The following is a 16,136-nucleotide window of genomic DNA, read 5'->3' on the forward strand; positions in this document are numbered from 1 at the left end:
GAGAAATATTTGGACTTCCGGTCGCTGTTATTGTCAGATTTCCTGATTTAAACCGCTACTTGCGGTAGAAATCTGACAATAAAGGCGATCGCTAACGCTCCTACAGTTCCAAACATTCTCTACGCTACTCCATCACCTGAATAATAAGTGCCACACTATTTACCTTCGCTTACATCTCGGTTACTTGGGTAGGGCCTGAAAGATCAATATTGGGCAAAGCACCACAATATTTTTCAGAACAAAAGAATCACTTCGCAGCACAATATTTAGTTTATGAGCAAAGTAGCTCGTATTAAGCAACAAAATCATCCCGTCGGTTGAATAGGCTGCTGTTAGTTTAAATTTGTCGTATATGGAGCAGACATTGTTATACTTTCGTCAGGGTTTTCGGTGATTTAGCAAGTAGGAACTCCAGTGTAGGTTGAGGATTACATTTTGATGGAACGAGTTATAGGGAAAACCACCCTATAACTTAGGTCACAGCTGTTTTATGAAAAAGTTATAAGGAATTTCTCCCTGTATATTGGACAAATTCAATTAATTACACCAAGTTCAGCTGATATAAAGGGAACAACTCCTATATTTTATCGAAATGACCTTAAAATACCGATTTACGGGTAATAATTCCCTTTAATTCAGCATTTTGACCCTGAAGCAGAGAAATATGAAACTTAAAAATGTTTATGTGTGCGAGCAAACAGTAATTCCTATAAAGATGCAAATAAACACGGGCTCCGGCGCTCCTTTTGTGCATCCTTTGCACACATTCCTGGCAAAGTCCATAACGCGTGTGCCACAGCGCATCGCTTTATTTCGGTCTATGATTCTGCTATCGTAATTTCCTATACAAGCACAAAAAGTCCGCCCCAATAAAGGGCGGACTCTTTGTGTTAAGACTATATCAGCCGGTATTCCGAAGACCAGCGGCAATGCCATTGATGGTAAGCAATACTTCGCGGAGCAATTCGCTATCGTCTCCATCGATTTGACGGAGCGCTCTAAGCTCAGATAGCAATTGAACCTGCAGATAGCTAAGTGGATCAACGTAAGGATTGCGGAGTCTAATCGACTCCTGAATCACAGGGACATTATCCAGAATATCCTGCTGACCAGTAATCTTCAGGATCAACTCAGAGGTCAGTTTGAATTCATCTTCAATCTGGCCGAAGATCCGTTGACGTGCTTCCTCGTTCTTGCCCATGCTGGCGTATTCCTTAGCAATGATCAGGTCCGCTTTTGAAATAGCCATTTGCAGCGTATCTATCAGTGTAGTAAAGAATGAGAAGTTCTCATACATATGCTGCATTATCTTCAGATTCTCTTCCTTACCCTCATAGAAACTCTGCAGTCCGGTTCCAGCAGCATACCACGCTGGAAGCAAATAACGGCTTTGTGTCCACGCAAATACCCACGGAATTGCACGCAAGTCTTCAAACCGGTCACTGTTCTTCCGTTTGGAAGGGCGTGAACCAATATTAAGCTCTCCAACCTCAGGCAGAGGTGTAGATTCTTTGAAATAAGTCAGGAAGTCCGGATCACGGAATATCAAATCCTGATATTTGTGAAGCGAAACTTCAGAGATACGGGCAACAATCTCTTCCCACTTCTCTTCATATAAATCCGCTTGTGGAATTCTCGCATTGATCGCTGCAGTCACAAGCGCAGATGTCGCTTGCTCTAGACTGCGGTAAGCAATCCCTTGCATCGAATAACGGGAGGAGATAACTTCTCCCTGCTCGGTGATCTTAATGCCTCCGCCAATCGTCGAGGCTGGCTGAGCCAGAATGCTGCGGTTAAGCGGCATGCCGCCACGGCCGAGCGCTCCACCACGACCGTGGAAGAACTTCAGCTTGATTCCGAACTTATCGGCTGTAGCTGTAATCTCTTTCAGAGCAACACGCAGTTCATAGTTAGCGGTAACCACGCCGCCATCTTTGTTACTATCTGAATATCCAAGCATGATTTCCTGCAAATCATTCATTGCTCTTACTGCATCGCGGTAGATAGGCATGCTGAGCAATCTATTCATAATTTGTGGTGCTTCATGCAAATCATCAATCGTTTCAAAAAGTGGCACAGCTTGCAGCGTACATACGACTGTACCGTCATTATCTTTGCGGAATAGTCCTACCTCTTTGGAGAAGACCATAACCTCCAGAATATCGCTTGCCGCTTCTGCCATACTGATCAGATAACTAGTAATACATTGTTTGCCGTACTCTTCTTGCGAAGCGAAGATCGTCCGGTACACTGCAAGACATTCCTCTGTACCCTCACTATACGTCTGATAAGAAGAAGTGATTGGACGTGGATCATTCAACAGCTTCTCCAGTAGCTCAATCTTCTCATCTTCAGACAGTTTGGAGTAATCCGGCGTAATGTTCATTTTCGCCAGAATTTCAGTCATAGCATTCTCATGTTCTTGACTGTGCTGACGCACATCAAGTGTCGCCGTATGGAAACCGAACAGCTCCACTTGGCGGATCAATTTCTTAATGTAAGTGTCGGCCACATAATCGGCATAGTGATGCCGTAAGCTGCGGTCAATCACGTTCAAATCATTGATAAACTCTTCAGGTGTAGAATAACGCTCAAGAGTATCTTTTTTCTCATCATCCAGAACATTTTGTGTCTTGGAGATCATATAGCTGAGCTTAATACGGTAAGGTTCATTATCATTTCGCCATTCTTCCATCTTGCCAAGATTAATGATCTCACGATCAGCTTCAATGGATTCTACTAGCTCAGGCGTCACCTTAACAATACTTGTGCTAAAGCTTAGATATTTCATGAGTTCACGCATAATCCGTTGATATTCCCGAATCGCCAGCTTACGCTGCATGCGCAAAGTCTGTGAAGTAACTGTAGAAGTTACCGAAGGGTTACCGTCACGGTCTCCACCAATCCATGAGCCAAAACGCAAGTAGGTTGGTACATGCCAATTCTGCCCTGGGTAGTATTTACTGAGACAACGTTCAAGTTCTTGATAAACATCGGGCAATACATGGAAGATCGTCTCATGGAAATAGTACATCCCATTACGTACTTCATCGAGTACGGTAGGCTTACGGTCACGCAGTTCATCCGTTTGCCATAACGTAATCACTTCATTTAATAGCTTCTCACGGAGCTGTTCACGCTCCCGGAAGGTTAAGGTAGGGTTATCCAGACCCATAACATCATCAGATATCCGCTTATGAATATCGAGAATAGCACGGCGCATAGCTTCCGTTGGATGTGCCGTCATTACAAGTTCCAGAGATAATCCTGCAATAATCTCGTTAACTTCCTCATGAGAGAAATCACGTTCACGAAGCTCTTTAATCGCGCTTTCTATAGAACCGGGTTGGACTGTCTCCCCAGCTGAACGTTCATAGTCACGTTTGCGGCGAATCCGATGGTTCTGTTCGGCAATATTCACGAGCTGAAAATAAATAGCGAACGCTCTTATTACCTGATGACGGTTCTCTGGATCCAAAGAATTGATTAACTCCTTAAATTCACTGTGCAGTTCAGGTAAAAATAGTGAGCGCAGCGATTTACTGGTTTCGCGAATTTTCTCCACGATCTCTAGTAGTTCGTTACCGCCTTGGTGAACCAAGACCTCTCCTAAAATGTTCCCCAAGAACCGTACGTCCCGTCGCAGCAGATTGTTAGAGTTGCTTTTGCTGACGGTAGTCGTAAGTTCGGTCATGCTGCTCCCCCCATTCTCTTCCGGATCAATGTGTTAATTATTGTCTGTCTAAAAATCGCCTATTAAAGGTTTCCTCATATCATACAATAAAACTGCGTGAAAATCTCCAACTATTTTGCGCTGTAAAGCGACACAGTATCTAAGATTATACACCAATTTCTCAATTTATACAGTCCTTATATTTTATGTATTCTTTCTTATATATAATGGCTCTAGCATACCTTCATTATGTGTATTTAAATACGGAGCGTTCGAATCTGATCGATGAACAGGCCAATAAGCGGAGAATAATGACGATCGCGGTTATACGAATAATAAATATGTCTTTGAAAATTATAATCTGGAATGGTGCGCATTAGCAATCTTCCTCTGGCTACCTCATCCTCCACAGCAAGACGCGATATAAACGAAACGTACTTTCCACTCATAAGCGATTGCTTTATGGCCTCCAGTGAATCCAGTAGAATATAGGTCCTCGGTTCATTCCCTTCACGCTCAAACCATTTATCCGTCAGTTGGCGTGTACTCGACTCCTTGTCATGTAATATAAAACTTGCTGAAGCAATCATAGCCGGATTTAGATTAGAAAATGAGGCAAATTCATGAGATGGCGAAAAAACAAGCACGAGCTCGTCCTCACACAAGGCTTGAGTATGCAGATCTGGTAGATAAAAAGATTCTGTAGACAAAATACCAAGGTCAATCTCATGGCTAGCCAGCATTTCTTTGATTACAGGGGAAGGCTTAACCGATAAAGAGATCGTAATCCCCGGATGTTGTTCTCCAAACAGCCCCAATATTTTCGGAAGAATATAAGTAGCTGGAACGTAACTGGCACCAATCTTAAGCGTTCCCCGCCCCGCCTGACTGAACTCTTTTACAACCCGCTCCGCTTCTGCAGCTAGTGCATTGATTTTAGTCGCATAATGAAGAAACGCTTTTCCACTCTCCGTAAGAATCATTTTATCCATTCTGGATTCAAATAACTTCTCCCCCAATTGCTGCTCTAAATTCTTTAAATGGTACGTAACGGTGGGCTGCTTCAGTCCGAGTTTATCGGCTACTGTAGTTATTTTCTTATGTTTATTTAACAGTTCTACGATTTCCAGCTTGATTAAATTAAGGTTCATTATCATCCACTCCTCGCCTATTCACTAAACGGTAACATAGAAGAATTCTATGAATGTTAAAATAAATCGGCAAAAAAGTTAATATCACAGTTACATTCAGCAAATATAGCGGGAATTCTTTACCTTTACACTAAGAACAAGCTTAAGAACAGGCAGGTAGATAGAGATGAAGGAAATTACAATCCACAGATTGGAAAAGAAATTCGGAGATGTGCATGCCTTGAAGGCTGCAGATCTGAAGATTCCCGCTGGAAGCTTTACGACATTACTCGGTCCTTCAGGTTGTGGAAAGACGACACTACTCCGTCTGATTGCTGGGCTAGAAACACCGGATGCTGGAGAAATCCTAATGGATGACGAGTTTATTTTCTCAGGCAACAAAAAAATTAGTCGCCCCATCCATAGCCGCAACTTTGGCATGGTCTTTCAAGATTTCGCGCTCTGGCCGCATTTAACTGTCTTCGAGAATGTCGCCTTCGGACTTCGTGCCTCTAAGCAGAAAAAGGATTTACGGATTAGGGTTCAGCAAGCCCTTCGATCCGTAAAGCTGGAAGGACTCGAGCTACGCTTTCCCCATCAGCTGTCAGGTGGACAACAGCAACGGGTTGCTTTTGCCAGAGCTGTAGTTACTAGACCCCAACTCGTATTGTTCGACGAGCCGTTAAGTGCACTAGATGCGGTCTTGCGAGATGAAATGAGGCTGGAGTTAACCTCCTTGGTGAGAAACATGGGTATTACCGCTTTATATGTCACCCATGATCAAACCGAGGCGATGTCTATGTCAGATGAAGTGGTCGTGATGCAAGGTGGTACTATTTTACAAGCAGGTTCTCCTGAGGAAATTTATCAGAAACCAAACCATCCTTTTGTAGCCCACTTTATTGGAAAATCCAACTGGATCGTTCCCGATAAGCAAATGCTTCGTCCGGAACATTTACGTTGGTCTCAGGAGAATGCTTCCTCTCTCCCTTTTACGGGGACGATTCGACATGTGAGCTATATGGGTGATCGCTATGAGGTCATTCTAGAAATGGAGAACCAAACCGCTTGGACCGCTTATCATGATCAACGTCTACCTGTTGGAGAGACGATCCAGGTCTACGCTTCAGAGCACCAGATCCATCATCTGAATTAAGCGTCCACTGCATGGAATAGCTCGTATGATGCTGTTCCATGCAGCAAGATGCAAAAAATATTAGGGAGGCATTCACATTGAAATCAATGAATAACACTAAAGGACTTAGTACACTTCTTCTAACAACTATAATCGGAGCGAGTCTAGCCGGCTGTAGCTCTACTAACACTCCTGCTGCTAACGCAAGCAATCCGACTTCAACCGCTAACACTACAGCTCAAACTGAAGCACCACAACCCACAGAGAAAGCTCTGAGTGGCAGTCTTGTCGTCTACAGCGCAGGTCCTGAAGGTCTAGCCAATAAAATTAAAGACGGCTTTGAAGCCAAAACCGGTGTGAAGGTCGAAATGTTCCAAGGCACTACTGGAAAAATACTAGCCCGTATGGAAGCAGAGAAGTCCAATCCAGTAGTCGATGTTGTTGTTCTTGCCTCCCTTCCGTCCATGCAAGGGATGAAGAATGATGGTTTATTGCTTCCATATAAAGAGGCGATTAATGCAGATAAGCTCGTTAGCGATTGGTCAGACACAGCTGATGGTAATTATTTTAGCTATAGCGCATCCGCACTGGGGATTGTCTACAATACTAAAAAAGTAAGCACACCTCCGACTTCATGGGATGATCTAACTAAAGCGGAATGGAAAGGAACTGTCAATATTCCAGATCCTTCGCTATCTGGCTCGGCTCTAGATTTTGTAACTGGATATTTAAGCGCTAAAGGGGACAGCGGTTGGGATCTTTTTAAACAATACAAAAGCAATGGTGTAGCGATGGCGGGAGCCAATCAGGAGGCACTTGATCCGGTTATTACCGGTGCTAAATCCGTCGTTGCCTCAGGTGTAGATTATATGGCTTATAAGGCAAAAGCTGATGGAGAGCCTGTAGATATCGTCTACCCTGCTGAAGGAACAGTGATCAGCCCTCGCCCGGCTGCGATTATTAAGACAAGTCCGAATGTAGATAATGCCAGAGCTTTTATCGACTATCTTCTATCTGATGAAGCTCAAGCGCTAGTTGCTAAAGCCTACTTATTGCCAGGCAGAACCGATGTGAAAGCAGAGAATCGTGCGAATCTCGATGAAATTAAGACATTTGATGTGAAATGGGAATGGATGAACGAACATAGTGATGAAGTTTCCTCGATCTTCACACAAATTTTTAAATAAGCGTAATGAATATTAACTCTTTACGCTCATTTAAATGGGTGAGCGGCGGACTTGCTTTATTTATACTGACAGTGCTCGTACTGCTGCCACTCCTGCTCATTTTTTGGACCAGTATCTATCCCAATGAGCAGCTGAATATAGCCGCGCCACTACGAACCATTATGAGTAGTCATGATCTGGTTGAGGTACTGCTGAATTCTATCGGGCTCGGGGTAAGCGTTATTCTACTAACTACGCTATTTGCACTACCTCTAGCCTGGATTATGGCTAAAACGGACTTAGGGCATCATAATTGGCTGGATGTTGTGCTACTAATTCCTTTTATGACTCCGCCATACATTGGTTCAATGGGTTGGATGTTATTTATGCAGACGGGTGGGTATATGGAACAGTTTCTGCCCGCTTCCTCCGTGCTGACTCCGTATTTCTTTAGTTATGGAGGGATGGTGCTGATCATGAGCCTGCATTTATTCCCCTTCCTGTATTTACTGCTGCGTAATGTGCTTTTGCAGATCGGAGGCAATCTGGAGGAAGCAGCCTCTGTTCATGGTGCTCCGTTCTTTTACAGATTTAAAAGAGTAATCATTCCCTTGCTATTATCCAGCTATGGGCTTGGAGCTCTTCTCATCTTCGTCAAAACGATTGCCGAATTTGGTACCCCTGCGACCTTTGGTCGTAGGATCGGCTTTTACGTTCTGACCTCTGAGATCCATAAGTATATCTCTAGTTGGCCAATAGATTTTGGAAAGGCTACTTCACTAGCTTCCTTGCTGCTCGGAGTTTGTCTCGTCATGTGGTACATCCAGACTCTAATTAGCAGCCGCTTTTCTTATCGCTTAATAGGCGGAAAAGGGACTCGTACCAAACGTTATAAAAGTACTGGAATTGTAGGGGTTCTTAGTTGGGGATATGTTGTTCTATTACTTCTAGCATCTATCGGCATTCCCTATTTCTCGATCATTACAGCCTCATTGTTGAAGCTGCGAGGAGAAGGCGTATCATGGAGCAATTTAACCTTAAAACATTATGCAGAGCTGCTATCACCGGGTTCTCAAGGTCTTGAGGCTTTATTAAATAGCTTCACATTAGCCATCGTTGCTTCCAGTATCGCGGTTATTCTTGGGACTTGGTTTGCCTTAACTGTAGGAAAAGGAGCTACATTCAAGCAGAAAATTACAGATCTATTCAGCCTACTTCCCAACACAGTTCCTGGAATTGTAATTGTAGTAGGGCTAATCCTGCTATGGAATGCTCGCTGGATGCCTATTCCGCTCTATAATACCTACTGGATGGTTGTGCTTACCTACGTTGTACTATTCATCCCCTATACTGTTCAGTATGTAAAAGCGAGCTATGGGCAGATCGATTCTTCCCTTATGCAAGCGGGACAAGTATTCGGAGGAAGCAAGCTTTATGTGTTCCGACGTATCCTGCTCCCACTCATTCTACCGGGGATGGTGGCTGGATGGATGATGACCTTCACCATTTCCAATCGGGAACTGGTAGCCTCCTTACTCATTCTTCCACCTTCAATGCAGACATCGGCGACCTATATTTTTGCCCAGTTTGAACAAGGCGCAGTAGCGATGGGGATGGCCATGGCAGTAATCTCTGTCGGCGTTACTACTATATTACTACTAGTATTAGAATATTTAAGCCCAGATAGAAAGCGGAGACAACGATGAGCATACTAACGATTTGGGGAGGGGCCGGAGAGCATGGCCGTTCCTCCTATCTTTTGCAGAACAAAGATGGGCAATCTGGTATTCTACTCGATTGTGGTGTCAAAAAAGAAGGTCCAGGTGAATACCCCCTGCTAGATACAGACATCATCCCACATTTGCAGGCAGTGTTTCTGTCCCATGCGCATGAGGATCATTCCATAGCACTTCCCCTACTATATAAGTATGGATATTCAGGTAAGGTATGGACAACGAAAGCTACCGTTAAACAGCTTCCCGATTATTTCGAAGCTTGGGATAAATATGTGGCCGCTCAGTCCGCATCACTACCTTATGAAGAAATAGATAAGCAATCTATCCAGTTCATGTATTTGGAGGAGCATATCCCCCCTCAGACTTGGCTGAGGATTGCACCTAATCTTCGAGTACAATGGGGGCGAAGCGGACATTTAGCAGGTTCGGTTTGGCTGATCCTCGAATGGGATGGAACAATCGTATTTTTCTCAGGGGATTATACGAAGGAGTCGCTGCTGCTCATGGCAGATTCACCAACGATTATGGAAGCCGGAGCTAAAGATATCGTCGATCTATCCATTATCGATGCCGCATATGGCGCGGATCCTGATGAGCAGCTTGTAAAGCTACAGCAATTAGAGTCAGCGATCTGTAACACTCTGCAAAAAGGGGGTTCAGTCCTCCTTCCGGTGCCTATCCATGGCAGAAGCCAGGAATTAATCGTATGGGCAAGCGAGTGCTTCCCGGATGATCAGCTGATCGTCGAAGAAGAGCTCATAGCACCTTTAAGAGGTTTGAGCGATAAGACCGAATGGCTGAAAGAGGGCGCTATTCAGCGCGTTGATATGCTTTTTAATAGAAAGAACTTGTGCATTGTATCTAATCCAGAGGAACGTGCAAAGGCACTGTTGAATCTCAAGAGCTCAATCGTGTTTACCAATGACGGAATGATGCAGTCGGCAAAAGCACAAGAGTATTTTCACCAGCTCTCTGCTTCTCCTGACAACCATGTGATTTTTACGGGACATTTGGCGGCAGGTAGTTTCGGGCACCGTCTCGTTAAACATTCTATAGTAGAAGAATCTAGCGACACGAGATGTACAATCTCACTCATTCGCTATAAAGTCCACCAAGGCTTACCGGACATTCGAGAAATGCTCCAAACGGTTCCTAGCCGCCGGTCGGTGCTCGTTCATGCTCCCAAATCGCATATTGATCATGTCACTTCTATATTAGAAGGAGAAGGGTTTGCAGGGCTGTACTCTTTGCTACCTGGAAGTACGCTTTCGTTCTGAAGCTTAACTATGTAATCTCGTAAAAAAACAATGGGGCTCTTCCTTAGGTCTATTCAGACGTTTTGGAACAGCCCTTTTTTATGATTTGAACCTATTATCCATTTACTCTTTCGTCGTCCCCGGACGATCCTTAAAAGCTAGCTCAAACAACCCCGTCGCAGATAAACCAGCCAGCCCTCCAGCCCAAAGCCGAAGGACGATATCCAGATCGGTAAAAGGATACGCTGCCGCTCCGATGAGCAAGCCTATCAATAGTCCGATGACAGGGACTGCATTACGCGGGATGTTGATACTATTTTTGACCAATTGAACCAGAGCCAGCACGAATACAGCTAATATTGAGGCAAACGCCATAACATCATCTAAAATCTCTCTAGCTTCCATGATAGATACCTCCTTAGTGAGTACTTTTAATCTCAACCGTTCGAGTGGCGGAATCATAACCCACCTGTGCACCTAGCGCTTCTGCAATAATACGAACGGGAACGTAGGTTATGCCTTTTTCAAGAACTCCATCTGTAACCTTAACCCCGTTAACTTTTACGACGGCAAAAATATCACCCTTCAATTCTTCTTCCTCCTTCCGATTGATGACCTTATACGCTGACTCCACCGCAGATGTTGAGGGCTTTGCCCCTGCACGTAACTGAGTGAGCATTAAGCCAAATGCCATTTGAAAATGTGGGTAATCCTTAAAGCTAGTCCAATCACCACCCCATTCGAAGCCAAGTGCCTTGGCCTCTTTTACAACCTCCTGCCAATCTGCGATCTGGTTGTTATTGTCGTCCCGGCGCATATCCCATGACACACTCGATCCATTCGGTAGCAAAAGAGCAAAATCTACGGCTAATCCAAAATTATGATAGCTATACCCGCCACGCGCATTGGTGACAATCGCTCCAGGTTTAGTGCGACCTTGTGCGTAAAGAGCATCTTGCTCGGCAATTGTGCGAAGACCTTGCGTAATGAGTATGGGGATATTGAGTTTGTGACAGCGCTCGATTAGCGCAGTAGCAGCGGAACGGACTACGGGATGTAGGTTGGTTAGACGTTTACTTGATTTTTCTTTGATTTGGGACAAAGTGAGCATCTATACCCCTCCTTTAAATAAAAAGGCAATAATAGCAAAGATAGTACCAGCCAGAACGTATTTAAGTAGATCAACAAACACTTTTCGTTCGCTCTTGCTGTCCGTCTGGGATTGTTGCAATAGCTGAAACACACGTGAGTCTAAAGTGTCCCAACGCCTCATAATCTCGTTAAATTGAATTTTCATTTCTATCGTTGATTGTTTAATTTGCTTCACATCTTCCTCATGGCGCGATTGTTTTTCTTTTAATAATGAGAGCTCAGAATTAAAACTAAGATATTCTGTTTCAAATCTAAGCAGCTCGTCTTGGATAACTGTAATTCTGTTTTCTACTTCTTCCACACGATACGCTATAGGCGCTGCTTCAGCATCGCCTCCTCCTGTATTTGCTCCCGCAATGGTCATATAAAAACTCCCTTTAAATTGATAAAAAATAGCCCCCGAACTAGATTCGAGGGCAAAATAAAAACGCCAGCTATGGGGCGCTATCTCCAATAATCTCTATAGCTTGTTCAGTAGTGATTATCTTGGCGGTGACAAAAATTTGTACCTGATCGGTTGTGTAATATCCCGCCACATATTAATGTTTAATCGTCGCATACCAGTTCATTAAGCTACACCTCCTTGTACAATCATTAGGAGCATGTCAGCCTTATCTTTCTCAGCCTGATCCTGCCTTGCTTGCACGTGTACCAACTCTAGCGACAAACCTGCATTGTCAACCTACAGCGTTTCCACCTTTTTAGTCAAAGGCTCGATGTATTGCGGTTCCTGCGGCTCTACAGGATCGACGTTTGGATCTGGATAGCTAAACTCTAACTTTCCCGTTTGAATATTCACACGGTATCCATTACATTCTCTAAAATCCTGCCCGCACTCACCATATTCAAGTTCTAAGCATCCTACAGTTTCGGTAACTCGCTCGGCTAGAACCTTATAGACTTTAAAGTCCTGCTCTTGCGTTGTCTCAACCACACTACCGGAACGTTCTCCGGTATCAACTAAGACGACTCCTGTTACTTTATCATAATAGATCTTTCTTCCTATTTCCATTTGAATTCTTCCTCCTTAACCCCATGCACTCCAATTGTAATCTACTTGTTGATACAGAGCATACCCAAGCCAGAATGAGCTATTAGTAAGTTCAAATATCGCCCCATAAAACTGACCATTAGTATTTACTATACCTCGTGTCCAATTCCCCATATCCGCACCCGCGGCGAATGTACCATTTGCGGTGCGATATACGATAACTACTTTAGGTCTAAATGCTAAACCTTCCACATATAAGGCTCCGTTTGAACCTACATTACTACTTACACCCTCGGCGTATAACTTAGGCTGTAAAGTACCCTGCACGCCATACACCCAAACACCATTACGTATATTTCCCGATTGGATATTCCCGTCTGCTCTTGCCTGCGCCACTGGTATTTGTATGTCGGCAGTATTTGCGGTACCCCCTGGAGTGAGATACGCGCCCAAAGGTATCCTCGCCCATAAGTTATTCCCATCCCAAGCCGTGTTAATCGACGCTGTTGTCTGCCCCTTTTGAGCGATAGCGCCCGCCATCCCTAACACTGTTTTTCCTGCTAAAAGGTTCTGAGGTATAAGGTCAGGAGCTGCTGCACGTACCCAAGTATCGCCTTCATACGCTACCCGCGACATGCTCGGATTTGGTCGAACATATACGTAATTCTGAGTGTCTCCGCTCGTATACACGCCTACTGAGCTTTCAGTTGCGGTGTGGTGCCCTGTACCGCCTACGCCGTTAGTCGCATTTCTTACTGGTATTGTGCCATTTACCACGCCGTTATTCTCGGTGCCGATCGTCTTACCCGCTAATACATCCGCAGCTGTAGCTGTTCCGTATTCACCTCCTCCCCCACTAGCTGCTAAAAAATCCGTCCCCACTTTACGGAATGTATAGGGCTTGCCAACGAGAAGTTTGCCAGCTGCAAAAGCTACGCCTTTTTGATCTTTAAGAGGTGTAGCTGCAAGTCCATTAACACTGAGCGTAGGGCTTGCCCCATTAGTGACGTGTGGAACGATAGTAATACCGAATCCATCCGGTGTTGTCGTAGGTGCTGGAGTAAGAACTGCAGTATAAGCTGTAGCTGTGCCGCTAGTTGCAGCATACCCCGGCTGACGAATATAGTCTGCTTTTGCTGCTGCGACAGCTGCGTCCGCTTTTGCCTGAGCACCAGTCGGGGTCTCTTTCGCATTCCATGCTGTCTTCTCCGTGTCAGTAACAAAACGATTACTCGCGTCTTGAGTAATAATAGCCGGTGGGTGAGTAGCTGGATGCACATAATTCGTTGCACCCGCAGCAATCCCCGCCAGCTTAGTTTTCTCAGCTGCGGTGTAATCGTTAGTCGACAGCTGTTTCCCAGTAACTTTATCAACCTTGCCATTAACGGCATTATCCAAGATATCCATATTCCCGTTCAGATCTGCGATATCAACAATGTCTGTTCCCTCGGGCTTCTTTAACCCCAAATTTCCTGTCGTTTGCATGTGTCACTCTCCTATCTATAAGTTCTTAATTCGTTCCATGTTTTACTGTGGGCACTCTCCCAGGTCAAAGCCTTAACAGAGTCCCACCAGGTATAGCTGAACACAAATTCATAAGCCAAATGCGCAGGTTTAATCTCTTCGATGATTTGAATCAACCCTGCCATATTGGGAGGGATGCCCAACGTACTTACAAAATGAATCTCAAAACGGTACTCATCAGGCACTTCCTTCACTTCAACCACTCCACCTGAAAAAGCAGACGCTGTCCGCTGGATCATCTCCGGCGTTGTCGTCCCGTTTCCACGCAGCTTCGCCTTAATCATCTCTCGGCGTGTGGCATATGACTTGGATGAATCAATATTTAGTCCAAGCTCAGCCTCCCAACGTCCAAGGCTCACCGTTGCTGTTTCAACAAACGCTTGATCCAGTACATCTACAGTGCCTACCTTCAGTCCACCAATTTCTAGCCCGATGGTCTCCTGAAGCTTCTCCATTTCACGGACATCCTTATAATAATCCGGCAAATACTGCATTAGATCAGGCGCCTCGACTTCACCCGGATGGCTCGAATCTTTATCTGCCGAATATTGCAATTCGCTGTATAAAGAGCTGCCGTAACTCATCCTCTACACCCCCTTCAGTTGATTCCAGGTTAGGGGCCCTTTGGGCAAATAATCATGTGTATGCGCCGCCGGAGGGAATACCGCTGGTTTACCCGCTACACCCGCCCAAGCTACACTATCCGCTTGTTGCGCGAAATCCACCTTGCCATTGTTATTCGTATCGTAAATGCTTTTCAGCATATCTCCGGTACTCTGCGCGGCTACCAGTAAGACATTACCAGCAGCAGAACCAATGTACAGCTTGCCACTGTCTGTACAATAGCCAAGCTCACCAATAGCCAGTGCTCCAATCGCACTTTCCAATCCGCGGCGTATTTGAATCAATGTCTTTAAAGCCATTGTCCCGCCCCCTAGAATGTTCCGCCATCAATACTGGCTACAGTAAGTCTATTGCCATTCGCTGCATCGTAAACGATACTGCTTCCATCCACACTTACGGCTACACCAGCCGAGTCCACGGTGATCCCTTTTCCAGCCGTCACCGCAATCGCGTCTGCAGTAACCGTGATCCCATTACCTGCACCAATATTCAGCGTCACAGCATCGGCTTGACCGCCGCCGATCAGCCCGTTACCAGCGGTAATAGTCTGTAACGCACCACCTGTGCGCACCCATGCGCTACCGTTCCAGCTATAAATCTTCTGCTCATCATCGACGTAAGCGGTCCAGCCTACAGCCGGAACATAAAATACCCAAGCGGCAGATTGATATTCAACGATTTGATTGGTTTTCCCCGCCCATGCCCCGGTTGCTCCCGCTGGAATAATGTATCGGTCACCCTCAACCGGACTGGCAGGTGGAGCCAGCAGGTTCTGATCTTTTACCGACGCTTGCGGTTCGATGTTATGCTTGGCCAACTCAATTTCATTTTTAATCTTTTGCGCTGACCACAAATCTGTAATCGTAGTCCCGGCATCATTGATCGTCCGGTGCTTGGTCACATCGTCAATGTGAGTCTTGATCTCAGCGGCAGTCTTTACATTCGTGCCATCTGATACTTTATTGATATGTCCCGCACTAATATCCGCTTTAAGCACCTTCGCGTAGGTTGCTCCATCAGCGATATCATCAATTGTACCTGTCAGATCGCTAAGCTTCTGCGCGTTCACCCGCCGCCAAGCTGCCCCATCATCAAAATACAAATATCCGCTATTCGTACCCGTAGTCACGTAATACAAACGGCCAACGGCTCCTGCAACCGGACGCGAAGCTTCTGGCCCGGACAACGCCCTTCCGACCATGGAATTAGACGTGCCGTCACCAATATAAACTTCCTTAGTATCACTGCAAAAACCAAGCTCACCCGCCTTCAACACGCCATAACTCGTTAGCTCAGCCTTTGTTCCCCGCTTTATTTGTATAGTCTGTGCCATTTTACACCTCTCTTCTGAATGATCCTCCGTCAATCTGACCCTTGTTCTTATACCGTTCTATTTCAGTTTGAACAGCGGTAATACTTACCTGCAAACCATTAATATCATCCGCTTCAACTGTATCCCCGGGGGTTTCGTAAGTCACATAAACCTCGGGCACATCGGCAAAAATCTTAATCAACCACCGCCATGGCGCTTCATCCGGAAAAGACACCGTAAAATTACGTAGCTCGATCCCGGAATACTGTGACCCTGTGTACACCGCGATGGTCTGATTATTGATGTTGTCATGCGCAAGCGCACCACTATACATGCCATTTACAAGCGGTAATCTCTCTTCAATAACATAGCTGCCACCATTTGCTTTTTTATTAAGCTTTTCTTGAAAAATATCAACTTTCTCCGGGTAACCCATG

At 45.1% G+C, this 16,136-nt stretch carries 16 protein-coding genes; 4 read left to right on the forward strand and 12 right to left on the reverse strand.

Translation table 11 applies throughout. The annotated features are described in order from the left end of the window. Positions 1–901: 901 nt before the first annotated feature. Both ppc and NST34_RS28630 read right to left on the reverse strand, forming a co-directional pair. Positions 902–3,694 (reverse strand): phosphoenolpyruvate carboxylase, encoded by a 2,793-nt coding sequence (ppc, locus tag NST34_RS28625; protein ID WP_341129229.1) that lies wholly within the window; start codon positions 3,692–3,694, stop codon positions 902–904. 236 nt (positions 3,695–3,930) lie between these two features. Beyond that, on the reverse strand, positions 3,931–4,824 hold the full coding sequence (locus NST34_RS28630; RefSeq protein ID WP_042192084.1) for a LysR family transcriptional regulator: 894 nt from the start codon (positions 4,822–4,824) through the stop codon (positions 3,931–3,933). Positions 4,825–4,990: 166 nt separating this feature from the next. Here NST34_RS28630 and NST34_RS28635 point away from each other — a divergent pair, with 166 nt between their 5' ends. The 4 genes from NST34_RS28635 to NST34_RS28650 all read left to right on the forward strand — a co-directional run bounded on the left by NST34_RS28635 (position 4,991) and on the right by NST34_RS28650 (position 10,117). Beyond that, positions 4,991–5,959 (forward strand): ABC transporter ATP-binding protein, encoded by a 969-nt coding sequence (locus tag NST34_RS28635; protein WP_341129230.1) that lies wholly within the window; start codon positions 4,991–4,993, stop codon positions 5,957–5,959. A gap of 86 nt (positions 5,960–6,045) precedes the next feature. Continuing rightward, complete coding sequence (locus NST34_RS28640; RefSeq protein ID WP_341129607.1) at positions 6,046–7,125, forward strand: ABC transporter substrate-binding protein; 1,080 nt, start codon at positions 6,046–6,048, stop codon at positions 7,123–7,125. Between the two features lie 5 nt (positions 7,126–7,130). Next, positions 7,131–8,810 carry an ABC transporter permease gene (locus tag NST34_RS28645; protein WP_341129231.1) on the forward strand — a complete coding sequence of 560 codons (1,680 nt, stop codon included), beginning with the start codon at positions 7,131–7,133 and terminating at the stop codon, positions 8,808–8,810. Next, positions 8,807–10,117 (forward strand): MBL fold metallo-hydrolase, encoded by a 1,311-nt coding sequence (locus NST34_RS28650; RefSeq protein WP_341129232.1) that lies wholly within the window; start codon positions 8,807–8,809, stop codon positions 10,115–10,117. The genes NST34_RS28645 and NST34_RS28650 overlap by 4 nt, the downstream gene beginning before the upstream one ends. 102 nt (positions 10,118–10,219) lie before the next feature. On the opposite strand, the gene NST34_RS28655 is transcribed toward NST34_RS28650, so the two are convergent. The 10 genes from NST34_RS28655 to NST34_RS28695 all read right to left on the reverse strand — a co-directional run bounded on the left by NST34_RS28655 (position 10,220) and on the right by NST34_RS28695 (position 16,135). Beyond that, complete coding sequence (locus NST34_RS28655; RefSeq protein WP_341129233.1) at positions 10,220–10,501, reverse strand: holin; 282 nt, start codon at positions 10,499–10,501, stop codon at positions 10,220–10,222. Between the two features lie 13 nt (positions 10,502–10,514). After that, positions 10,515–11,207 (reverse strand): M15 family metallopeptidase, encoded by a 693-nt coding sequence (locus NST34_RS28660; RefSeq protein WP_341129234.1) that lies wholly within the window; start codon positions 11,205–11,207, stop codon positions 10,515–10,517. Beyond that, entirely contained in the window at positions 11,208–11,612 is a 405-nt protein-coding gene (locus NST34_RS28665) for a hypothetical protein (protein ID WP_341129235.1), read from the reverse strand. A 70-nt stretch (positions 11,613–11,682) separates the two neighbouring features. Further along, a complete protein-coding gene (locus NST34_RS32205; RefSeq protein ID WP_445667679.1) occupies positions 11,683–11,784 on the reverse strand; it encodes an XkdX family protein in 102 nt (33 codons plus the stop codon). A 146-nt stretch (positions 11,785–11,930) separates the two neighbouring features. Next, complete coding sequence (locus tag NST34_RS28670; RefSeq protein WP_341051542.1) at positions 11,931–12,260, reverse strand: hypothetical protein; 330 nt, start codon at positions 12,258–12,260, stop codon at positions 11,931–11,933. 15 nt (positions 12,261–12,275) lie between these two features. Then, positions 12,276–13,724, reverse strand: coding sequence for a hypothetical protein (locus NST34_RS28675; protein WP_341129236.1), 1,449 nt, complete (start codon positions 13,722–13,724; stop codon positions 12,276–12,278). Positions 13,725–13,735: 11 nt separating this feature from the next. Further along, positions 13,736–14,347, reverse strand: a complete 612-nt coding sequence (locus tag NST34_RS28680; RefSeq protein ID WP_234537580.1) for a putative phage tail protein — start codon at positions 14,345–14,347, stop codon at positions 13,736–13,738. 3 nt (positions 14,348–14,350) lie between these two features. Then, positions 14,351–14,686, reverse strand: a complete 336-nt coding sequence (locus tag NST34_RS28685) for a hyaluronate lyase N-terminal domain-containing protein (protein WP_076300996.1) — start codon at positions 14,684–14,686, stop codon at positions 14,351–14,353. An 11-nt stretch (positions 14,687–14,697) separates the two neighbouring features. Further along, positions 14,698–15,720: a DUF2793 domain-containing protein gene (locus tag NST34_RS28690; protein ID WP_076300995.1), complete on the reverse strand. Its 1,023-nt coding sequence runs from the start codon at positions 15,718–15,720 to the stop codon at positions 14,698–14,700. A 1-nt stretch (position 15,721) separates the two neighbouring features. Continuing rightward, positions 15,722–16,135, reverse strand: coding sequence for a phosphoglucomutase (locus NST34_RS28695; protein ID WP_341129237.1), 414 nt, complete (start codon positions 16,133–16,135; stop codon positions 15,722–15,724). Position 16,136: the final 1 nt, after the last annotated feature.

Source organism: Paenibacillus sp. FSL H7-0714 (genome assembly GCF_038003765.1).
Classification (GTDB): domain Bacteria; phylum Bacillota; class Bacilli; order Paenibacillales; family Paenibacillaceae; genus Paenibacillus_AQ.